This is a genomic window from Virgisporangium ochraceum, assembly GCF_016863655.1.
Lineage (GTDB): Bacteria > Actinomycetota > Actinomycetes > Mycobacteriales > Micromonosporaceae > Virgisporangium > Virgisporangium ochraceum.
Genome location: NZ_BOPH01000041.1, coordinates 1 through 22,003, shown reverse-complemented (window position 1 = coordinate 22,003; position 22,003 = coordinate 1). Strand labels below are relative to the sequence as shown.

Sequence of the window (22,003 nt, the reverse complement as noted above, 5' to 3'; positions counted from 1 at the left end):
ACCGCTACCTACCAGGTACTAGGTAAGGACACGGATGCTCACCACGGAGCAGCAGGCCGCGCTCACCAGCGGTCACGACATGTGGCACACGTCGGCCGTCGGCGACCTCCCGTCGATCACCGTCACCGACGGGCCGCACGGCGTACGCAAGCAGGCCGCCGACGCCAAGGACCTCATCACCGGCGAGCCGGCGACCTGCTTCCCGCCGGCGGTCGCGCTCGGGTCGAGCTGGGACCCCGAGCTCGTGCACCGCGTCGGGGTGGCGCTCGGCGAGGAGGCCCGCGCGATGGGCGTCTCCGTGCTGCTCGGCCCCGGCATCAACCTCAAGCGCAGCCCGCTCGGCGGTCGCAACTTCGAGTACTACGCCGAGGACCCGTTGCTCACCGGCATCCTGGCGGTCGAGTGGGTGAAGGGCCTGCAGAGCCAGGGTGTGGGCGCGTCGCTCAAGCACTTCGCGGTCAACAGCCAGGAGACCGACCGCATGCGCGTCAGCGCCGACGTCGACGAGCGCACGCTGCGCGAGCTGTACCTGCACGCGTTCCAGCGCGTCGTCGAGCAGGCGCAGCCGTGGACGGTCATGTGCGCCTACAACCGCGTCAACGGCGTCTACGCGTCGGAGCACCGGTGGCTGCTCACCGAGGTGCTGCGCGACGAGTGGGGCTTCGAGGGCCTCGTGGTCTCCGACTGGGGTGCCGTGGTCGACCGGGTCGCGGCGGTCGCCGCCGGCCTCGACCTCACGATGCCCGGCCCCGACGAGCCCGGCGACCGGGCCCTGGTCGCGGCGGTCGCCGACGGCAGCCTCGACCCGGCCGCCCTGGAGACCTCCGCCGCGCGCGTGCGGGCGCTGGTGGACAAGGCGCTGCGGCACGCCGACCCCGACGCGACCTACGACGAGGCCGCGCACCACGCGCTGGCCCGGGAGGCGGCCGCGCGCTCGATCGTGCTGCTGCGCAACGAGGGCGGGCTGCTGCCACTGTCCACCTCGGACACCTCGGTGGCGGTCATCGGCGAGATCGCCAACACCCCGCGCTACCAGGGCGGCGGGAGCTCGCAGATCACGCCGACCCGGCTCGACGACGCGCTCACCGAGATCCGCACGCTGACCTCCGCCGAGGTGACGTTCGCGGCCGGGTACGCCGTCGACGGCGGCGAGGACGGTGCGCTCGTCGCGGAGGCCGTCGAGGTGGCCGCGGCGGCCGACGTCGCCGTGGTGTTCGTCGGCACGGCGCACGAGACCGAGGGCGCCGACCGGGCCGGCATCGACCTGCCCGCCGGGCAACTGGCGCTCGTCGAGCGGATCGTGGCCGCCAACCCGCGCACGGTCGTCGTGCTCTCCAACGGCGCGGTCGTGCGCACCACCCCGTGGGACCGCGCGGTGCCGGCGCTCGTCGAGGGCTGGCTGCTCGGGCAGGCCGGCGGCGGCGCCCTCGCCGACGTGCTGTTCGGTGTGGTCAACCCCTCGGGCCGGCTTTCCGAGACCATCCCGCACCGGCTCGCCGACCACCCGTCGCACCTCGACTTTCCCGGCGAGGCCGGGCACGTGCGCTACGGCGAGGGCATCCACGTCGGCTACCGCGGCTTCGACGCGCGGGAGCAGGACGTCGCCTACCCGTTCGGGTTCGGCCTTTCGTACACGACGTTCGCGTACGGCGACGCCACCGCGTCCATCGTGGACGGTGACGTCGAGGTGCGCGTCGCGGTCACGAACACCGGCGACCGCGACGGCCGCGAGGTGGTGCAGGTGTACGCCGGCCTGCCGGGCTCGAAGGTGCGCCGCGCGCCGCGCGAGCTCAAGGGGTTCGCCAACGTCGCGGTCGCGGCCGGCGCCACCGTCGAGGTGACGGTCCGCATCCCGCGGGCCGACCTCGCCTACTGGGACCCGTGGCTGGGCCGGTGGGCCGTGGAGGGCGGGGAGTACGTGCTGTCCGTCGGCGCCTCCTCGCGGGACGTGCGCACGTCCGTCACCGTGGCCGTGGACGGCGACGACACCCGGCGCCCCCTGACGGCCGGGTCCACGCTCCAGGAGTGGCTCGACGACCCGAAGGGCGCCGAGGTGCTCATGAACGCGTGGGCCGCCGCGACCGCCGGCGGCGACGACACCGGCGACGGCACGGGCGGGAACAACCAGGCCGCCGCCGCCCTCGCCGACCCGCAGGTGTTCATGTTCCTGGCCAGCCTCCCGCTGGGCCGCCTGACGTCGTTCGCCGGCGACCAGTTCGGCGCCGACGCGATCGACGCGCTCGTGCGCGAGGCCAACTCTTGACCTCAACATTTGTCGAGGTTCGATACTGGACCGCATGCGTGCGATCCAGGTGGCCTCGTTCGGCGGGCCCGAGGTACTGACCCCGACGGACCTGCCCGACCCCGAACCCGGTCCCGGGCAGGTCGTCGTCGGCCTCGCCGCGGCCGACGTCATCTTCCTCGACACGTTGCTGCGCAGCGGCTGGGGCCGGGACTTCTTCCCGGTGCCGCTGCCGTACGTGCCGGGCCACGGGGGTGCCGGCACGGTCCTGCGGACCGGCGAGGGCGTCGACCCGGCCTGGACCGGGCGCCGGGTCGTCGCCCGGATCCCGTACGGCGGCTACGCCGAACGGGCGGTCGCCGACCTCGACCGGATCGTCCCCGTGCCCGACGACCTGCCGTTCGAGGTCGCCGCCGGGCTGCTCCACGACGGCGCCACCGCGCTGAACCTCGACCGCCTCGGTTCGCCGGACAAGGACGAGTGGGTGCTGGTCACGGCCGCCGCGGGCGGGGCCGGGACGCTGCTGGTCCAGCTCGCCGTCGACGCCGGGGCCCGCGTCGTGGCCGCGGCGTCGTCCGCGGAGAAGCGGGCGCTGGCCGCCAGCCTGGGCGCCGACGTGACCGTGGACTACACCCGGGACGGCTGGCCCGACGAGGTACGCGCGGCCACCGGCGGCGGCGCCGCGCTGGCCTTCGACGGCGCCGGCGGCGCGCTCGGAACGTCCACAGTGGACGCGCTGGCGGACGGCGGCCGGCTGGTGACCTACGGCACCGCGGACGGGTTCGCCGCGCCCGACCCCGCCACCCTGGCCCGCCGCGGGATCCGCCTCCTCCAGCCGCTGCTGGCCGGTCCGCCGCCGAACGCCGTCGTACGCGAACTGCTGACCGAGGCGCTCGACCTCGCCGTCGGCGGCCACCTGCGTCCCGTGATCGCCGCCACCCTGCCGCTCGACCGCGCCGCCGACGTCCACCGCGCCCTGGCCGCCCGCTCGGTGGCCGGCAAGTCCCTGCTCATTCCCTGACCCGACACCCCGCGGTTACAGTCGGAGCGTGACCGGTCAGCCCGTGCGGCTCGGGATCGACTTCGGCACCTCGAGCACCGTCGCCACGATGGTCGACCCGCTGGGACGGGCCCGACCGCTGATGTTCGACGCCTCTCCCCTGCTGCCCTCGGCCACGCTGGCCCGGCCCGGCGAGCCCGACCTCCGCACCGGTGCCGACGCCGAGCGGGCCGCGCCGGCGTACCCGGCCGGCTTCGAGGCGGCACCGAAGCGACGCGTCGACGACGGCACCGTGTGGCTCGGCGGACGCGCCGTTCCGGTGCCCGACCTCGTCGGCGCGGTGTTCGACCGGATCGCCGCCGAGGCGGTGCGTGCCGCCGGCGCGAAGGTCGGCGCCGCGACGCTCACCCACCCCGCGGCGTGGGGCCGGCACCGCCTCGACGTGCTCGTCGAGGCCGCGGCGCGGGCGGGGCTGCCGCCGGTCGACCTCGTTCCGGAGCCCGTGGCGGCCGCCGCGTACCTCGTACACGTGCTGGGGCACGCGGTGTCGGCCGGGCGGTCCGTCGTCGTCTACGACCTCGGCGCGGGCTCGTTCGACGTCAGCGTGGTGCGCCCGTACGGCAACGGGTTCGCGGTCACCGCCACCGCCGGGCTCGCCGACGTCGGCGGCCTCGCGCTCGACGCCCTCGTGGTGCAGCACGCGCGGCAGGTCACCGGCGCGCCGGCCGACGCCTGGCGGCGGCTGGACTGGCCGCGCGACCCGGCCGACCAGGCGGCCCGCATGGCGCTGTGGCGGGCCGCCCGGGCCGCCAAGGAGGAGCTGTCCCGGCACCCGGCGGCCGACCTGCGGGTGCCGGTCATCGACCGCACCGTGCGCCTCACGCGGGAGGAGTTCGACCGGCTCGCGCGGCCGGTGATCGGGCGGACCGTCGAGCTCACCGTCGACCTGCTGCACCGGTCGGCCGCCGCGCGGGCGTCGGTCGACGCGGTGTTCCTCGTCGGCGGGTCGGCACGGATCCCGCTGGTCGCCACGATGCTGCACCGCGCGCTCGGTGTCGCGCCGGTGGTCACCGACGATCCGGACCTCGCGGTCAGCGAGGGCTGCCTGGACGCGACGACGGTGGCCGCGCTGGCGCCGCTGCCCACCCGGCCGGTGATCGACCTCGGCGAACCGCCGCCGCTGGAGCCCGAGCCGGAGGTGGACACCGTCGCGCGCCGGGTCAGCCGGCGGGTCGCGCTCGGCGCGGGCGCCGCGGCGGCCGCGCTCACGACGACGGCCGTGGCGGTCGCGCTGTTCGACGGCGACCCGCGCGTGCGACCCGCGAGCATCCCGGTGACGCCGCCCGTCGAGCCCGCCGGAGCCGTGTCGGGTGCGCGGCTGATCGCCCGGATCGACGCCCACGAGGGCCGGGTGCGCGACCTCGGCTTCAGCCGCAACGGCGCGCTGCTCGTCACCGGCGGCGACGACGCGACCGCCAGGGTCTGGGACGTCGCCACCCGCGCGCCGGTCGGCCAGCCGCGGCCGGGCACCGGGCCGGTGGTCGCCGTCGCGTTCGGGCCCGCCGACACCGTGCTGCTCGTCGCCGGGCGCGCGGGGGTGCGGCTGTGGAGCACCGCCACGGTGTCCACAGTGGACGTCGAGGTCGGTTCGGCTCCGGTCAGCGACGCCGCCCTGAGCATCCACGGCGAGACGGTCATCACCGCCCAGCAGGGACAGGTCCGGTTCTCCGACCGGATCGGCCGGCCGCTGCGGACCATGGCGGTACCCGCCGGCGCGACCCCGACGGTCGGGCTCAGCGCCGACGGGCGCCTGCTCGCCACCGCCGACGGCAGCCACGACGTGGTGCTGTGGGACGTGCCGAGCAACCAGCGGCTCGGCGACCCGCTGCACGTCGACGCCTACGTCCTCCACCGCGCCGGGTTCAGCCCGACCGGCACCACGGTGCTCACCGTCGGCTCCGGCGGGGCGGGGCTGTGGGACACCGCCGGCCACACGCTCCTGCACACGCTCGGCGGTACCCACGACGCCGACGTCACCGGTGGCGGGTTCACGCGCGACGGCGACGTCGTCGCCACGGTCAGCGCCGACCGGACGGTCGCGTTGTGGCGGGCCGGCTCGGGCCAGCCCGTCGGGGACCCGTTGACGGGCCACGACGGCGCCGTCGTCAGCATCGCGTTCAGCCAGGACGGGAAGACGTTCGCCACCGGCGACGACGGTGGTTCGGTGTGCCTGTGGGAGCTCACCCGCTGACGCCCGGTTCGCTGTGCGGGTACGGCGCGAACGTGCTGCGGTTCTCGCTCACCGCGAGGCTGCGCCCGATCTGCGGGAACGCCCGCTGCGGGCAGCCCTCGCGGTCACACACCTTGCAGCCGACGCCGATCGGCACGGCCGCGTCGCGGTCGTCGAGGTCGCGGCCGGCGGCGTACACGAGCCGGTCGGCGTGCCGCACGTCGCACCCGAGGCCGACGGCGAACGTCTTGCCCGGCGCGCCGTAGCGGCCGGGCGTGCGGGTCACCGTGCGCGCCACCCACAGGTAGCGGCTGTTGTCGGGCATGCTGGCGATCTGCACGAGGATGCGGCCGGGCGCGGCGAACGCCTCGTAGACGTTCCACAGTGGACACGTGCTGCCGGTACGGGTGAAGTGGAACCCGGTGGCCGACGAGCGCTTGGACATGTTGCCCGCCCGGTCGACCCGGATGAACGAGAACGGCACCCCGCGCAGCCGGGGCCGTTGCAGCGTGCTGAGCCGGTGGCACACGGTCTCGAAGCCGACGCCGAAGTGGTCGGCCAGCCGCTCGATGTCGTACCGGTACCGCTCGGCGGTCGCGTGCACCGCCCGGTACGGCATGATGACCGCCGCGGCGAAGTAGTTGGCCAGGCCCACGCGGGTCAGCGTCACCGCGGGCGGCGAGCTGAGCTCGTCGTCGGCCGCGAGGTCGGTGATCAGGTCGGCGTACTCGGCGAACGCGAGCTGCACCGCCATCCGGAACGCCTGCTGACCGGGGCGCAGGTGCCCGGCGAGGTACAGCCGCTTCGTGGTGTCGTCGTACCGGTGCTGCTCCCCCGGGTTCGTCGGGCTCGACGGGCTGCCGGCGTCGAGCCCGACGACCTGGATGCCGTGCCGCGCCAGCCGGGCGTCGAGAGCGGCCAGCATCTGGCCGGGCCGCGCGCCGATCTCCGCGGCGACCCGCTCGGCGGCGTCGTCGAGCTCGGCGATGTAGTTGTGCCGCCGGTAGAAGTAGTCGCGGGCCTCCTCGTGCGGCATCATCGCGATCTGCGGCGCCGGCGCGTCGGAGGCGCGCCCGTCGGTGAGCAGCGCCAGCTGCTCCAGCGCCTGGCGGTAGCGGCGGTGCAGGGTCACCAGGGCCCGCGCGGTGTGCGGCAGCTTCTCGGCCAGCTCGGCCGCCTCACCGGCGGCCTCGGGCGAGGCCAGCGCGCCGTCGGCGACCACCTCGCGGATCTCGGCGATGAGCCGCGTGACGTCGTGCGCGGCGAAGAACCCCGCGTCGACGCCGAACTCCTCGCACAGCCGCAGCAGCACCGGCACGGTCAGCGGCCGGGAGTCGTGCTCGATCTGGTTGAGGTAGCTCGGCGATACGGACAGCCGCCGCGCCAGGGCGGCCTGGCTCAGCCCGCGGTCTTCGCGGAGCCGCCGTAAGCGACGGCCGGCATAGGTCTTGTCCATCACCGGACTATACGACCGTTAACCATTAACAACCTTCGCAAACTAACCGAACAAGATTAGCGAAAGTTAGCTTCGACCGCAGACGGAACGCCGTGCGACGGTGGCTAAGACGCAGTTCCCATAGTTCGCAAGGATCGGAGCCACCCCATGACTGACCGGCAGACCGCTGCGGCGGAGATCGAACGCGAATGGTCCACCGACCCGCGCTGGAGCGGCGTGGAGCGGACCTACTCGGCGGCCGACGTGGTGCGGCTGCGCGGCAGCGTCACGGAGGAGCACACGCTCGCCCGGCGCGGCGCCGAGAAGCTCTGGGACCTGATGCACACCGAGGACTACGTGCACGCCCTCGGCGCACTGACCGGTAACCAGGCCGTGCAACAGGTCAGGGCCGGGCTCAAGGCGATCTACCTCAGCGGCTGGCAGGTCGCGGCCGACGCGAACCTGAGCGGCCACACGTACCCCGACCAGAGCCTCTACCCCGCGAACTCGGTGCCGAGCGTGGTGCGCCGCATCAACAACGCGTTGCTGCGGGCCGACCAGATCGAATGGGCCGAGGGCTCCCAGCAGAGGGACTGGCTCGTGCCGATCGTCGCCGACGCGGAGGCCGGCTTCGGCGGCGTGCTCAACGCGTTCGAGCTGATGCGCGGGATGATCGCCGCCGGCGCGGCGGGCGTGCACTGGGAGGACCAGCTCGCGTCGGAGAAGAAGTGCGGCCACCTCGGCGGCAAGGTGCTCGTGCCGACCGGTCAGCACGTGCGCACCCTGAACGCGGCCCGGCTCGCGGCCGACGTGGCCGGCGTGCCGAGCGTGATCGTGGCCCGCACCGACGCGCAGGCGGCGACGCTCATCACCAGCGACCTCGACGAGCGCGACGCGCGGTACGTCACCGGGGAGCGCACCGCGGAAGGGTTCTACCGCGTGAACGCCGGCATAGCGCCGTGCATCACCCGGGGCCTCGCCTACGCGCCGCACGCCGACCTGCTGTGGATGGAGACCTCGAAGCCCGACCTCGACGTGGCCCGCGAGTTCGCCGAGGCCATCAAGGCGAAGTACCCCGACCAGCTGCTCGCGTACAACTGCTCGCCGTCGTTCAACTGGAAGAAGCACCTCGACGACGCCACGATCGCGAAGTTCCAGCGCGAGCTCGGCCACATGGGCTACAAGTTCCAGTTCATCACGCTGGCCGGCTTCCACGCGCTCAACCACTCGATGTTCGACCTGGCCCGCGGCTACGCCGAGACCGGCATGACCGCCTACGTCGACCTGCAGGAGCGCGAGTTCGCCGCCGAGGCCGAGGGCTACACGGCCACCCGCCACCAGCGCGAGGTCGGCACCGGGTACTTCGACCTGGTCAGCACCACGATCAACCCGCAGAGCGACACCGTCGCGATGCGCGGGTCCACCGAGCACGAACAGTTCGCGGGAGCCACCAAATGATCGAGATCCGGGGCAGCGAGAACCGTCAGGACGAACTGTTCACCCCCGACGCGCTGGCGTTCCTCGTCGAGCTCGACCGCCGGTTCGCCGGCGCGCGGGTCGACCTGCTGGAGCGCCGCCGCCGGCGCCGCACCCGGCTCGCCCGCGGCGCCGAGAGGCTCGGATTCCTTCCGGAGACCGCGGCGATCCGTGATGATCCGACATGGCGGGTCGCCGCGCCGGCGCCGGGTCTGGTCGACCGGCGGGTCGAGATCACCGGCCCGCCACAGCGGACGATGACCGTCAACGCGCTCAACTCCGGCGCGAAGGTCTGGCTGGCCGACTTCGAGGACGCGACCTCACCCACGTGGGAGAACATCGTCGGCGGCCAGCTGAACCTGATCGACGCCCGGGAGGGTCGCCTCGACTTCGTCTCGGGCGCCGGCAAGCGGTACCGCGTCGGCGACGACCCGGCCACCGTCGTGGTCCGGCCCCGCGGATGGCACCTGGTCGAGAAGCACGTGGTGGTGGACGGGCACCCGATGCCGGCCGCGCTCGTCGACTTCGGGCTCTACATCTTCCACAACCGGGAGACGCCGTACTTCTACCTCCCGAAGCTCGAGAACCACCGCGAGGCGCGGCTGTGGAACGACGTGTTCTGCCACGCCCAGCACCTGCTCGGCATCCCGTACGGCACGATCCGCGCCACCGTGCTCATCGAGACCATCACCGCCGCGTTCGAGATGGAGGAGATCCTCTACGAGCTGCGTGACCACAGTGGAGGGTTGAACGCCGGCCGCTGGGACTACATCTTCAGCGTCATCAAGACGTTCGGCGCCGACCCCGACGCCGTGCTGCCCGACCGCGCCAAGGTGCGCATGACGGTCCCCTTCATGCGGGCCTACACCGAGCTGCTGGTGAAGACCTGCCACAAGCGCGGCGCCCACGCGATCGGCGGCATGGCCGCGTTCATCCCGAGCCGCGACACCGCCGCGAACGAGCGCGCGTTCGCCCACGTGCGGGTCGACAAGGAACGCGAGGCGTCGGCCGGGTTCGACGGGTCGTGGGTGGCGCACCCGGCGCTGGTTCCGGTGTGCCGGGACGTGTTCGACCGGCACGTGGGCGAGAACCCGCACCAGATCGGCCGGCAGCGCTTCGACGTGGACGTCACCGCCGAGGACCTCCTCGACTTCGCCAGCGCCGGCACGGAGGTCACCGAGACGGGCGTGCGTAACAACATCGCCGTCGCGCTGCGGTACCTGCGGGCCTGGCTCGGCGGCACCGGCGCCGTGGCCATCTACGACCTGATGGAGGACGCCGCCACGGCGGAGATCGCCCGCTGCCAGATCTGGCAGTGGCTACGCCACGGCACCCGCCTCACCGACGGGCGGACGATCGACCACGAGCTCGTCGCGAAGCTCCTCGACGAGGAGTACACCGCCGCCGACGCGGAGACCGAGGGCCGCGACGAGAACCTCGCCCGCGCCGGCAACCTGTTCAACCGGATGGCGCTGCAGCCCGACCTGCCCGAGTTCTTCACCACCCGCGCCTACGCCACGTACCTGGCCCGATAGCCGCACCCCACCCCCGAAAGGTTTGACGGGTCGGATACCTGCTCCATGGGCCTGCAGGTATCCGACCCGTCATTCGCTCACGCGGGCAGGCGGTAGCGGCGGACCGGGCGTCGACGCACCGGACGCCGCCCGGCGGGCCGGCCGACGAGCTGCCGGGGACCGAACCGCACCAGCACGCCGACCGCGATCAGCACCATGCCGTAGAGGACGATGGCCTCGATCGGCGTACCGGTCTTCGCCAGGTCGCCGTCGCCGTAGGCGCCACCACGGCCGCCGCCGGAGCCACCGGACCCGCCGCTGCCGCCGCCACCGCCGGGGCCGGTCACCGGCGGCACGACCACCGGCGCGTTGCGCACCTGCAGCATCGCGACCGCCGTGTTGTTGCCGGACTGGTCCTCGACCGTGCTCGTGGCGGCCCGCGCGACGATGGCGTAGTCGCCAACCGGCACGCTGTCGTCGATCTCCAGGGTCAGGTACAGGATGTCGATGTTGGCGTCGGTCTGGTCGGGCAGCGTGCAGTCCAGGTCGCCCTCGAAGTCGACCGTGCAGGCCCCGCCGGTGTAGGTCACCGTCTGGCCCGGCGGCAGGCCCGCCTCCTCCCGCACCCAGACCGGGTCGGCCACCCGCGGCTGCCACCCCACGGTCGCCACCGATACCTTCTCGGTGAGCCCCCACTGCGACATGCTCTGACCGGTCGCCGCCTCGGTCTCGCGACGCGCGGAGACCACGCCCACGCCGAGCGGCAGGTCGATGTCGAGCTCGGTGTCGCCGGCCGGGTCGAGGCCGAGGTTGCCGATCGGCAGCGCGACCTCCACGTCCGCGCCGCGGACCGCCTCGATCGTCGGGTCCTCGAACCTGACCGTGAGGTCGGCGCCCGACGGGGCCACCTCGAACGTCGGCATCGGGTCGTCCTCGGCACCGGAGCAGTTGCCGTTGGTGTCCTCGTCGACGCAGCCGCCGCTGGGCTTCGAGCCGACCGGCGTGGTCTGGCTGACCTTCAGCTCCAGGTTGAACGTCTTCGACTCCTGGTCGAGCAGGTTCGTCGTGCAGGTGATCACGCCGGGACCGTTGGAGACGCACGGCAGGGTGTTCGGGGTCACCAGCTCCATGCCGTTGGGCAGGAAGATGTCGACGATCGCCGGGGTGGCGTCGAGCGGACCGTTGTTCTTCAGGGTCACCGGGACGATCGTGGTCATGTTCTTGGTCAGCCGCAGCCGGCTCGGCTGCCCGAGCGTCACCGTGACGTTCTGCTCCGGCTCGATGCTGAACGCCAGCGGCCCGCTGATCCCGGTCGAGCCCCGCGACCCGCTGAGCGTGATGCTCGTCGGCCGCCACTCGAGGACCGCGGTCACCGACGCGTCGACCTCGACGGTCAGCGTCACCAGGGTCGACGTGCCCGGTGTCACCGCGACCGGCGTGCACACGATCTCGGTCGCCGGATCGATCGTGCACTGCGTCGCGCCGACGCTCGCGGCGGTGACGTCGAAGCCGGCCGGCCGCCCGGTCATCGGGATGCGCAGCGTCTGCCCGGTGAGCGCCTGGGTCGCCGTGATCGTCACCGTGGCCGTACCGGTGTCACCCGGCGCCACCCGCGCCGCGGTCGTGGTCATCGTCGCCACCGCCGACAGCGGTGCCAGCGGCACCACCCCCGGAACCGGCTCGTCGGTGCCGGAGCACGCGCCGTCGTTGTTCAGGTCGACGCAGCCGGGCGGCGGCGGGGTGGTCAGGTCGGCGTTCGCCGGGATCTGGATCTTCGGCGTGAGCACGATCGCGGGCGCGTTCGGGTTCTGCGTGACCCAGCAGTCGAGCTGGGTCGGCGAGGCCCGGTCGCAGTAGGTGTCGGTGTTCGCGTCGAGCGGGTCGACGAACGTCGTGCCCTGCGGCGCCACGACGCTGAACGGGGCGTTCGTCGCCGTGGACGGGCCGCTGTTGGTCACCGAGATGGTCAGGTCGGCCTGCTCGCCCGGCAGCACCGTGTCGTCCAGCGGCGGGTCGACGTCGGCGACGAGCGTCACCTGCGGCGGTGCGATCTGGACGATGGTGCCGCCCTGCGCGTCGGTCTGCTGGTCCGGACCGGGCTGGAACGTCGTGGTGATCGTCGCCGCGAAGAACGCCGACTGGCTCACGTCCGGTGCCGCCTTGAACGTCATGACGATCGGCGTCCCACCGTTCTCCGCCACGTTCACCGGCGGGCAGGTGACCTGCGAGTTGGCGATCGCGCACGGCTGTCCGGCGGCGGTGACCGTGAGCAGCTCCACGCCGACCGGCAGCGAGTTCGTCGGGAACGTGACGACCACGCCCGGCACCGGCTCCTCACCGGTGAGCGTCAGCACCGCCTGGCCGGTCGAGCCCGGCACCAGGTTCACCACGTCCAGGTGGCCGTCGATCGCGGTGACGAGCAGGATGTTCGGGTCGATCCCGGGCAGGTTCCGGTCGGTCGGCCCGCAGGTGCCGTTGCTGTCGAGGTCGACGCAGCCACCGGTGATGACGACGTCTCCCCGCGCGTTCGGCGAGACGAGCACCATCACGTCGAACGCCTCCGGCGACATCGCCGCGGCCGCCAGCGTGACCCCGCACAGCAGCCGGGTGTTCGAGACCCGCTGGCAGATCTGGGCCGCCCGACCGCTGAGCGTGTCGAAGCTGGTGCCCGGCGGGGCGACGACCGAGACCGGCAGCCCCGCCGCGTCCGACGGGCCCAGGTTGTCGATCGAGATCGACATGACGGCTTCGGTGCCCGGCCGGACGGTGTCCGCCGCCGGCCCGACGATCGTGACGTCGAGCGGGTGGACCGGTGCGCCCGAGACGGCCAGCGTGCCCGTCCTGGTCACCGTGTCCGAGCCGTTGGCCAGCGTGAAGCCGGGCACCGTCCAGGAGACGCCGCCGGGCACGTCGGCCGCCACGTCGACGACGATGCCGACCGTCCGCGGGGTGACCGGCGCCAGATTCGCGACCGGGCAGGAGATCTCGGAGACGGTCACGGTGCAGTCGACGTTGCCGACCTTCGCCGACGCGATGTCGAACCCGTCGGGCAGGCTCGCCAGCGGGATCGTGAGCGTGAGGTTCGCGTACGCCTGGGTCGCGGTGAACTGCAGCGCGGCCGTGCCGGTCGCGCCGGGCGTCACCGTGGTCGGGGTGACCGTGACGCCGGAGACCGACGCGAGCGTGCGGCCCAGCGTGATCGACGGCATCGCGCTGTCGGTGCCCGTGCCGCAGGTTCCGCTGAGGTCCAGGTCGGCGCAGCCGCCGGTCAGCGGAACGGCGGGGTCGGCGGTCGGCGCGACCACCACCGGCACGTCCAGCCCGATGGTGCCGTTGACGGCGTTGATCGTCACCACGCAGTTGAGCACGCGGGCCGACACCTTGACGCAGTGGTCGATGGCGTCCTGGTCGGTGAGGGTGCCGATCGCCGTGCCCGGGGGCAGGATGATCGGCACCACGGCGTTCGACGCGGCCGACGGGCCGTTGTTCCGCACCGTCGCGGTGACGGTGCCCGTGCCGCCGGGCAGCACCGAGCCGGCCGCCGGCATGGCCCACGTGATCCCGAGCGTGTAGTTCGGGGCACCCGCGTAGACCAGCGGACCACCGCCGCTGAGCACCTGCGCGGTCGGCGCGGACTGCGTGACCTTGATGCCGTTGGTGCTCCACGCCGCCGTCGTGCTGACCAGCGGGTCGACGGTGACCTGGAAGGTCACCGGAACCGTCTGGTTCGCCGCGACCGACACGTTGCTACAGGTGATCACCGTGGTGATCGGGCACGCGCCGGACGGGCCGGTGGCGCTGCCGGGCACGACGGTGAAACCGGACGGCAGGCCGTCCAACGGGATCTCGACCGTGAGCCCGCTGCGGACCTGCGTGCTGGTGAGCCGCACGGTCGCGGTGCCGGCCGGTGCGCCCGGCGCGACGGTCGTCGGCAGCGTGGTGATCGAGATGACCTGGCCGATCGGCGTGTCGAGGTCGATCGCCGGAACGGCCACGTCGGGCGCGGCGCCGCACACGAGGTTGGCGTCGACGTCGACGCAGCCGCCGGTGAGCGGCGCGGCCGCGTTGGCCGACGCGGAGACGCCGAGCGGGATCGGCAGCTCCAGCGGGGGGTCGGCGGCCGCGAGCGTGATCAGGCACGCCAGCTGGGTCGAGGAGACCCGGGTGCAGACGTCACCGGTGGGGTCGATGCCCGCGATGTCGCCGAACGTCGTCCCGACCGGCGCGAACACGTTGACCGGCGCGTTGAGCGCGTTCGACGGACCCTCGTTGTCGATCGTGACCGTCAGCGAGGTGGACCCGCCGGGCAGCACCGTGTCGGCCGCCGGCGCGTCGACCGAGACGTCGAGGTCGAAGTCCCGGGCGCCGGCCTGCACGAGGCTGCCGCCGGCCTGCAGGGTGTCGGCGCCGGGCAGCGGGCTCTCCGCGACGGTGATGCTGGTGCTGGTCCACTGGGTGGTCGGCGCGACGTCGGCGGCCACGTCGACCGCCACGCTGATGGAGATGCTGGCCTGGCCGGTACCGCCGACGGTGATGCCGGTGCAGCGGATGACGTTGTTCGGCACGTCGATCTCGCAGTCGGCGTCGTCACCGGCGCCGACCGGGGTGACCCCGGTGACCGTGAAGCCGGCGGGCAGGCTGCTCAACGGGATGGTGACGACGATGTCGTCGACCTCCCGGCTGGCGTTGACCACCACCGTGGTGCTGCCGCTGTCGCCGGGTGCGATCGTCACCGGCTGCGTGTTCACCGACACGACGTCGACGAACCGCGGCGTCATGACGATGTCGGGCATCTTCTTGTCTTCGGGGTCGCAGTTCAGGTCGTGGTCCCCCACGTCGACGCAGCCGGAGGTCAGCGGCAGCGACGGGTCGGCGGTCACCGACGCGATGAGCGGAACCACCAGTTGCAGCGGGTCGCCGAACGCGATGTCGCGCGGGCAGACCAGCCGGCCGGGAGCCGACAGGATGCACGTGGCCAGCGGCGTGTTGGTGCGGTCGCCGATCACCGTGTTGACCGGCGCGACGATCTGGATCGGGAACGCGACCGCGTCGGAGGGACCGTTGTTGGTGACGGTGACCGTGACGGTGAACGCGTCACCCGGCTCGACGACGCCGGGGGCGGGCACCTGGTACTGCACGTCGAGCGTGTTCTGGCGGGCCGAGATCGTCGCCAGCGGTCCGGTGGTCGTCACCTTCGCCGCGTCCGGCGCGTCGGTCTCGGCGGCCACGATGCCGCTCGCGAGCCAGGTCTGTGCGGGCGCGACGTCCGGGTCGGCCTTGATGGTCAGGCGCACCCGCGTGGTGCCGCCCTCGGCGATGTCGACACCGGTGCACGTCACCGCCGGCGTCAGCACGCAGTTGGACCCGTTGCCGGCGGTGGCCGCGACGACCGTGACCCCGGGCGGCAGGGCACCGAGCGGCACGGTCACGACCGCGTCGTTCACCGGGTCGAAGCCGGCGCTCAGGATGATCTCGCCGATCGACGAGGTGCCCGGTACCACCGGCGTCGGCAACGTGACCGCGGTGACGTTCTCCTCGAACGGCACCTGCAGCACGATCGTTGGGATCGCCGGGTCGGACGCGGTGCAGTTCAGGCTGCCGTCGCGGTCGATGCAGCCGCCGGTGACCGGCGTGGTGGGGTCGGCCGACGCGAGCACGTCGAGCGGCACCGTGAACGACTTCGGCGCCTCGGCGACCGTCAGGTCCATCTTGCAGCTGAGCTGGGTGGCGGTGACCCGCGTGCAGTAGTTCACCGCGCCGCCGGTCAACGGCGACGGGAACTGCGTGCCGGCCGGCGCGATGACGCCGAACACCGCCTGGTTGGCGTCGGACGGGCCGGTGTTGTCGATCGTCACCGTGAACTGGGTGCTCTCGCCCGGCTCGACGGTCTCGGCGGCCGGCATCTGGAACGTCGGCACGAGGGTGACCTGCGGCGTCGGCGTCACCAGGGTTCCGGTGGCGTACGCGGTGCTGTCGCTGCCGCTGACGCTCACCCGGTTGCCCGCGGTGGCCACCCAGGCGGACGTCACCGACGACACGAGCGTCACCGGCACCGACACGGTGACCGAACCGCCGCCGCCCGGGATCAGCACGCCGTCACAGGTGAGCGCCTGCGACGTGGACATGCAGGTGCCGCCGCCGGTGGTGCTCACCGCGCCCGGGGTGTAGCCCGCCGGCAGCGGCGGGAACGTGATCGTGGTGCCCACCGAGTTCGACGGGCCGTTGTTGACGAACTTCGCCGTGAACGTCGCCGACGCGCCACCGGGTACGGCGCTGACGCCGTTGAGCGTGATGCCACCGGTGAACCGCACGTCGGGGGGCGAGACCGTGGCGAGCCGGTCCGACAGGGTCACCGTCGTGCCGTTCATGACCGCGGCGATGTTGGTGGCGTCCCAGTGCGTGCCGGGCACGGCGTTCTGCCCGGCCGCCACGGTGAGCGTCACCGGGGTCGAGGAGTTCGCGGCGACCGGCACGCCGGTGCAGGTGACGGTCGTGGGCGAGACGGTGCACGGCTGGCCGGCCGCGTTCGCGGCGGTGACGGTCAGCCCGGTCGGCAGCGTGGACAGCGGCACGGTGACCGTGGAGGCGTTGGCGTCGGACGGGCCGTTGTTCTTCACCGCGAGCGACGCCGCGCCCGTCGCGCCGGGCGCGACGCTCACCGGCGTGGCGGTGATGGTGCCGCCGGTGGTCAGCGGCGGGAGGACGGTGACCAGCGTCGTGGCCGAGCCGGTGGCGGCCGTGGCCTCGGTGCCGCCGACGCCGACGACCAGGTCGGAGCTCGCGGTGATCGCGCCGGCGGCCGGCGCCCAGTTGGTCATGCCGGGTGACGGCGAGAGCGTCACCGGGATGCTGACGGTCACCTGGTCGTTGCCGGGGACGGTGATGTTCTCGCAGGTGATGTAGCCGCCGCCGGTCGAGCAGGTGCCGCCGCCCGTGGTGGTTACGGAGCCGACCTGGTAGCCGACGCCGGGCATCGGGATCCTGATCGTGGTGTTCGGGGCCGCGACGTCGCCGGTGTTGGTCAGCGTCACCGTCGGGGTGCCGGTCTGGCCGGGGGCGCGGGACACACCGGTCGCGCCCAGCCCGCCGCTGATCTTCGCGTTGCCCGTGCAGACCGCCTCGGTGACGACCACCGTGCCGCTCGCGACGACCGAGAGCCCGCCGAGCAGCGTCAGGTCGACGCCGCGCACGGTGTACGTCAGCGCGCCGGTCGAGTTGTTGTAGCTGACGATCCGGCGGTCGACGTAGCCGGTCAGCACGCCGGGCACGTTGATCGCCAGGTCGGCGTCGACGGTGACCGGGAGGCCGGCGACCTTCAGACCGGTCGCGGTGGTGCCGCCGGAGATGCCGGTCGGCGTCAGCGCGCACGAGGACCGGATGACGTCGGCGGTCACGGCGCCGAGCACGTCGAGCCCGGCGACCTCCGAGGAGGACCCGCCGCCGTTGCTCGTCGGGCCGGCGTTGGCCTTGGTGAGCCCGGCGTCGAGGAGCGTCGGGCCGAGCACACCGCCGAGCAGCGGGGTGACGCCGTCCTGCGTGCTCTTCGCGCTCTGGCCGGTCGACCAGCTCAGGTTGGGGGTCGCCGCGGTGAGCGTGATGCCGCCGAGGACGGCCGGCAGGAGCTTGATGCTGGCGCGTAACGCCTGCGCCGTCGCCGCGACCGGCGGCGTCGCCGCCTGCGCCGGCAGTGGGACGGCCACCGCCGGAACCGTCATGCCCAGCACCATCGCTGCCAGCGCGCTCACCAGTCGACGCATCCGCTACTCCTACCGAAGACCCGCTCGAGACGGAAAGTAGTTATCGGGTGACACTCAGTCCTGTACATGGGGGAGCTTCGTCCGGAGCGCGCCGCATCCCGGCCACGAGGGCGGGCGCGGGCACCGTCCGGACGGCGCGACCGGCGAACCGGTCGACAGACCCGTCAGGTCGTGAGGTGTCCCTGCAGGTGCCGTGCGGAGACGAGAGGGCCGGAGCCGGCCGCGAGGAGGCGTAAGCCGTTGGCGACGACCGCCCCGACCGGCGCACCGGTGACGGCGAGCACGTCCGCGACCACCGCGCCGCTGTAGACGTCGATGTCGGTCACCACGAGCACGGTCGACCGCAGGACGCCGTGGGACTCGGTGGTCGGCGTGACCATCACCTGCCGCTGCTCGGGCGCCGGCGTGCCGGCCCCGTGCGGCGGAGCGGGAGCGGTATGCCCGCCGGTGAACGCGGAGAGCACCGACCGCACGCGGGGCGCCCAGTCGTCGTCGGCCAGGGCCGGGGCCGCGGGGGCGGCGGCACAGACGACGAGCAGGACGGCGATGAGCATGCCGCTCCACGCCATCCAGCGGAATCGCCGGTCACCGCTCCGCCTGGGCGCAGCCACGGATCACCTTCCCCCAAGGACCCATCGAGGACGCGGATCCCGTTCCGCCCCCAAACCCGTCAGTCGCGGACAGTAGTCGAGTAGTGACCTTTAGTCCCCGAATTCGCCGAATGTCGGAGGGAACCGCCCAGGTGCGTGGTAACCCTGTTCTGCGGGCGACTACGGTCGTTCAGCATGATCGGCACAGGGGACGCCCGGCCGCGCGTCCGGGTGAACCAGGTGGGCTACCTGCCCGGCCGTCCGATGCGCGCGACGCTCGTCGTGGCCGGGCACGCGGACGCGCCCGTCGGGTTCGTCGTGCGCGACGCCTCCGGCGAGAAGGTCCATAGTGGACGGTCACAGCCCTGGCCGGCACGACCGGAACCCACCTCCGGCCAGTGGGTGCACGTGCTCGACTTCACCGGTCTCGACGCCACCGGGGAGGGGTTCCGCGTCGAGGCCGACGGCGCCGTCAGCCACCCGTTCGCCATCGACGACCGGCTCTACGACCCGCTGGCCTTCGACGCCCTGCGGTTCTTCCGGCTGATGCGGTGCGGCGCGCCGGTCGACGACCCCGTGCACGGCCGACCCGCGGGCCACCTCGGCGACCGTGCAGTACCGGCGTGGACCGGCCCCGACGCCGAGCGGCTGTACCCCGGCTGGACCCCTACCGGCACGTTCGACGTGTCCGGCGGCTGGTACGACGCCGGGGACTACGGGAAGTACACCACCAGCGGCGCCCTCGCGGAGTGGCAGTTGCTGGGCACGATCGGGCTGCTCAGCGGGTCCCATGACGATCTTTCCGACCGGATCCGGAGCGAGTGCCGCTGGCAGCTCGACTGGTTGCTGCGCATGCGGGTGCCGGCGGGCGACCCGTTGGCCGGCATGGCGTTCCATCGCGTGCACGGCACCGAGTGGTCGCCGCTGCCCGGCCGCCCGCACGAGGACCCGACCACCCGCGTGCTGCACCGGCCGTCGACCACCGCGACGCTGCACGTGGCAGCGGCCGCCGCCCACGGCGCCCGGCTCCTGCGCGACGACGACCCCGCCTACGCGGCCACCCTGCTCGCCGCCGCCCGCGACGCGTACGCCGCCGCCCACCGCAACCCGGTGCTCCTCGCCCCCGACGACGAGGGCGCGTTCGGCGGCGGACCCTACAACGACGCCGACCCGGCCGACGACTTCTACTGGGCGGCGGCCGAACTGTGGCTGGCGACCGGCTCCCCCGCGTATCTGCGCGACCTGGAGTCCTCGCCGGAGCACACCGCGGACGCGTTCAGCGCCAACGGGTTCGATGCCGGCGGGTTCGACTTCCACCGGGTCACCGCGCCGGCGCGGCTCTCGCTCGCCGGTTCCCTGCCGTCGGCGCGCGAGAGTGTCGTCGCGGCGGCCGACCGGCTGGTCGGCGTCCAGGAGCGGCAGCCGTGGGGCCAGCCGTACGCCCCCGACGACGGCTGGGACTGGGGGTCGAACGGGCGGCTGCTGAACAACCTCGTGGTGCTCGCGGTCGCGCACCGCACGACCGGCGACCCGCGCTACCACGACGCCGTGGCGTCGGGCGTCGACTACCTGTTCGGTCGCAACGCGCTCGGGCAGAGCTACGTCACCGGGTACGGCACCGACTTCAGCCGGCGCCAGCGCACCCGCGTCTTCGGCTCCACTCCCCCACGCGGCGCGCTCGCCGGCGGGGCGAACTCGAAGCCCACCCCGGGCTTCCCGTCCGACCCCCGCCTCGACGGGCTGCCGCCGCAGCTGCGCTACCTCGACGAGCCGACGTCGGAGGTCACCAACGACGTGTGCGTCCGGTGGAACGCGCCGCTCGTGTTCGTCGCGGCCTACCTGGCTCAGCGCTGAAGGCCCAGCGTGGCGATCAGGTCCTCGTGGAGCTCGAACCACACCCGGTGGCAGGAGTCGACGCCGGTGCCGTCGACCCACTCGCGCTCCCCGGCCGTCGCCTTCGTGAGCGCCGCGGCGAAGCGGGTGTCGTAGCCCCGGAACCGGGCCAGCTGGCCGGCCAGGTCCCGGGCCAGCGGCGCCAGCTCACCGTCGATCGCGGCCAGTTCGGCCAGGACCCGGGCGTCCCACCGCCGGTCGTCGTGGGTGTTGGCCGCGAGCGGCGCTCCGGGCCGGGGGCGCAGCTGCCAGTCGGTGCACGCCCGTTGCAGGCGCGCGTTCAACGGCAGGAACGCCTCGTGCGCCTCGGCGACCACCGCCCTCCCGCCCGCCACGCCGTCGAGCTCGGCGGCGAGGCGGCGCTCGTTCTCCGCGCGTCCGCGGTCGGTGAGCGACCATCCGCCGACGCCGGCGAACTCCGACCACGTGACCCAGCCGTACGCCTGACCGTCGAGCAGCAGCTCCTGGACTTCCGCGCGGTCGAGGTCGAACCTCCGCGCGACCCGGTCGGCGTCGGCCATGCCCAGCAGGCGCACGGCGTGCAGCACCAGTAGTTCGTCGGTCACGAGCCGTGCACCCGGTTCTGGAGCCGGTCGAGGCGCTGCTGGCAGGCCTGCGGCGAGTTCAGTCCCATCGCCCGGGCCATCTCGGCCCAGGTGAGCTCCAGCGCGCGGGCGGTGAACAGCAACGAGGCCTCGAGCTGGTCGAGCTCGGCGCGCGCGGCGGCGAGCAGTTCGAGAGCGGCCACCGCGCCGTCGCGCTGGCCCGGGTCGGCGGCCGGCGTACGCCCGGACCACCAGAGGAACGCGTGCACCAGGTCCGTCGCCGACGGTGGGACCGGCGGAGGCTGCCACGGGCGCGGGTCGAGCCGGCCGGGCCCGAGGGCGACGAGGCGCTCGCGGGCGGAGCGTTCCCGGTGGGCGCGGGCCTGGTCGTCGTTCATGTCCTCTCTCGCATCCTTTGCCACAGGATGTAAGGTGCATCATCAACGGAATGTTGTCAACAGAATGTTGAAGAGATGATCGTCGAGCTGCGGGCGGCCACGGTCGCCACCTGCGGCGGCAAGGCCGGGGTGCTGGGGCTGCTGCTGCGGGCCGGGATCCGCGTGCCGGACGGGTACGTGATCCCGTCCGGTTCCCCTGTTCCGGCGGTGCTGGACGGCCCCGGCGGGGCTGTGCTGGACGGCCCCGGCGGGGCTGTGGCCGTGCGGTCGTCCGCGAGCACCGAGGACCTGGCGGACGCCTCGGCGGCCGGCCAGCACGACAGCGTCCTCGGCGTGCGGGGCGCCGATGCGATCGCCGGGGCGGTGCGGGCGTGCCGGGAGTCGCTGTGGTCGGAGCGGGCGGTCGCGTACCGGCGGGCGCGGGGCCTCACCGCGGAGCCGGTGATGGCGGTGCTGGTCCAGCGGCATGTCGACGCCGACGTGGCCGGGGTGGCGTTCACCGGTGACGCCGTGCGGATCGAAGCGGCGTGGGGGCTGGGCGAGAGCGTGGTGCACGGCCTGGTCACCCCGGACTCGTGGACGGTGCTCGCGGACCGGATCACCGCTCGCTCCGTCGGTGACAAGCGGGAGCGCGTCGACCGGGCACCGGCGGGCGGCACCGCGCGGACGCCGGTGGCGGCCGGCGACCGCGAGCGGCCGTGCCTGTCGGACGGGCAGGTGCGCCGCGTCGCCGCGACGTGCCGGCGGATCGCGGAGATCCTCGGAACGCCGGTCGACGTCGAATGGGCCGTGGCCGGTGACGAGCTGTGGGTCCTCCAGGCCCGCCCGGTCACGGCGGAACTGCCCGGGCCGGCCGGGCTGCACGGGCCGGCGGAACTGCCCGGGCCGGCCGGGCTGCCCGGGCCGGCGGAACTGCCCGGGCC

At 73.5% G+C, this 22,003-nt stretch carries 12 protein-coding genes; 7 read left to right on the top strand and 5 right to left on the bottom strand.

The annotated features are described in order from the left end of the window. The first annotated feature begins 34 nt into the window (after positions 1 to 34). Genes Voc01_RS16670 through Voc01_RS16660 form a run of 3 tightly spaced genes read left to right on the top strand, consistent with a single transcriptional unit; the run spans position 35 to position 5,493 of the window. The gene (locus tag Voc01_RS16670) at positions 35 to 2,263 is read left to right on the top strand and encodes a glycoside hydrolase family 3 C-terminal domain-containing protein (RefSeq protein WP_203928348.1); all 2,229 of its coding nucleotides are present in this window, start codon (positions 35 to 37) and stop codon (positions 2,261 to 2,263) included. A 34-nt stretch (positions 2,264 to 2,297) separates the two neighbouring features. Next, positions 2,298 to 3,263, top strand: coding sequence for a zinc-binding dehydrogenase (locus Voc01_RS16665; protein WP_203928347.1), 966 nt, complete (start codon positions 2,298 to 2,300; stop codon positions 3,261 to 3,263). Positions 3,264 to 3,291: 28 nt separating this feature from the next. Continuing rightward, a complete protein-coding gene (locus Voc01_RS16660; protein WP_203928346.1) occupies positions 3,292 to 5,493 on the top strand; it encodes an Hsp70 family protein in 2,202 nt (733 codons plus the stop codon). Here the strand turns inward: Voc01_RS16660 and Voc01_RS16655 are convergent. Beyond that, positions 5,483 to 6,928, bottom strand: a complete 1,446-nt coding sequence (locus tag Voc01_RS16655; protein ID WP_203928345.1) for a short-chain fatty acyl-CoA regulator family protein — start codon at positions 6,926 to 6,928, stop codon at positions 5,483 to 5,485. The two genes, Voc01_RS16660 and Voc01_RS16655, sit on opposite strands and share 11 nt — an antisense overlap. Positions 6,929 to 7,075: 147 nt before the next feature. Here Voc01_RS16655 and aceA point away from each other — a divergent pair, with 147 nt between their 5' ends. Continuing rightward, the gene (aceA, locus tag Voc01_RS16645; RefSeq protein WP_203928344.1) at positions 7,076 to 8,365 is read left to right on the top strand and encodes an isocitrate lyase; all 1,290 of its coding nucleotides are present in this window, start codon (positions 7,076 to 7,078) and stop codon (positions 8,363 to 8,365) included. Beyond that, on the top strand, positions 8,362 to 9,918 hold the full coding sequence (aceB, locus tag Voc01_RS16640; RefSeq protein WP_203928343.1) for a malate synthase A: 1,557 nt from the start codon (positions 8,362 to 8,364) through the stop codon (positions 9,916 to 9,918). Before aceA ends, aceB begins: the two co-directional genes overlap by 4 nt. 77 nt (positions 9,919 to 9,995) lie before the next feature. Here the strand turns inward: aceB and Voc01_RS16635 are convergent, their stop codons facing one another. Then, the gene (locus tag Voc01_RS16635; RefSeq protein ID WP_203928342.1) at positions 9,996 to 17,654 is read right to left on the bottom strand and encodes a hypothetical protein; all 7,659 of its coding nucleotides are present in this window, start codon (positions 17,652 to 17,654) and stop codon (positions 9,996 to 9,998) included. A gap of 164 nt (positions 17,655 to 17,818) precedes the next feature. Further along, positions 17,819 to 18,265, bottom strand: coding sequence for a hypothetical protein (locus Voc01_RS16630; RefSeq protein ID WP_203928341.1), 447 nt, complete (start codon positions 18,263 to 18,265; stop codon positions 17,819 to 17,821). A 174-nt stretch (positions 18,266 to 18,439) separates the two neighbouring features. On the opposite strand from Voc01_RS16630, the gene Voc01_RS16625 reads away from it, so the two are divergent. Then, positions 18,440 to 20,098 (top strand): glycoside hydrolase family 9 protein, encoded by a 1,659-nt coding sequence (locus Voc01_RS16625; protein ID WP_203928340.1) that lies wholly within the window; start codon positions 18,440 to 18,442, stop codon positions 20,096 to 20,098. Here the strand turns inward: Voc01_RS16625 and Voc01_RS16620 are convergent. Next, positions 20,089 to 20,703 carry a transcriptional regulator gene (locus Voc01_RS16620; protein ID WP_239160253.1) on the bottom strand — a complete coding sequence of 205 codons (615 nt, stop codon included), beginning with the start codon at positions 20,701 to 20,703 and terminating at the stop codon, positions 20,089 to 20,091. The genes Voc01_RS16625 and Voc01_RS16620 overlap by 10 nt on opposite strands. Beyond that, positions 20,700 to 21,080, bottom strand: coding sequence for a DNA-binding protein (locus Voc01_RS16615; RefSeq protein WP_203928339.1), 381 nt, complete (start codon positions 21,078 to 21,080; stop codon positions 20,700 to 20,702). Before Voc01_RS16615 ends, Voc01_RS16620 begins: the two co-directional genes overlap by 4 nt. A gap of 75 nt (positions 21,081 to 21,155) precedes the next feature. Between Voc01_RS16615 and Voc01_RS16610 the strand changes: the two genes are divergently transcribed. Then, on the top strand, positions 21,156 to 22,003 hold an 848-nt coding region (locus Voc01_RS16610), incomplete at its 3' end, for a PEP/pyruvate-binding domain-containing protein (protein WP_203928338.1).

Coding starts and splice junctions, on each gene's coding strand:
- Voc01_RS16670 (WP_203928348.1), top strand. CDS start 35: ATGCTCACCACGGAGCAGCAGGCCGCGCTCACCAGCGGTCACGACATG.
- Voc01_RS16665 (WP_203928347.1), top strand. CDS start 2,298: ATGCGTGCGATCCAGGTGGCCTCGTTCGGCGGGCCCGAGGTACTGACC.
- Voc01_RS16655 (WP_203928345.1), bottom strand. CDS start 6,928: ATGGACAAGACCTATGCCGGCCGTCGCTTACGGCGGCTCCGCGAAGAC.
- aceA (WP_203928344.1), top strand. CDS start 7,076: ATGACTGACCGGCAGACCGCTGCGGCGGAGATCGAACGCGAATGGTCC.
- aceB (WP_203928343.1), top strand. CDS start 8,362: ATGATCGAGATCCGGGGCAGCGAGAACCGTCAGGACGAACTGTTCACC.
- Voc01_RS16635 (WP_203928342.1), bottom strand. CDS start 17,654: ATGCGTCGACTGGTGAGCGCGCTGGCAGCGATGGTGCTGGGCATGACG.
- Voc01_RS16625 (WP_203928340.1), top strand. CDS start 18,440: ATGATCGGCACAGGGGACGCCCGGCCGCGCGTCCGGGTGAACCAGGTG.
- Voc01_RS16615 (WP_203928339.1), bottom strand. CDS start 21,080: ATGAACGACGACCAGGCCCGCGCCCACCGGGAACGCTCCGCCCGCGAG.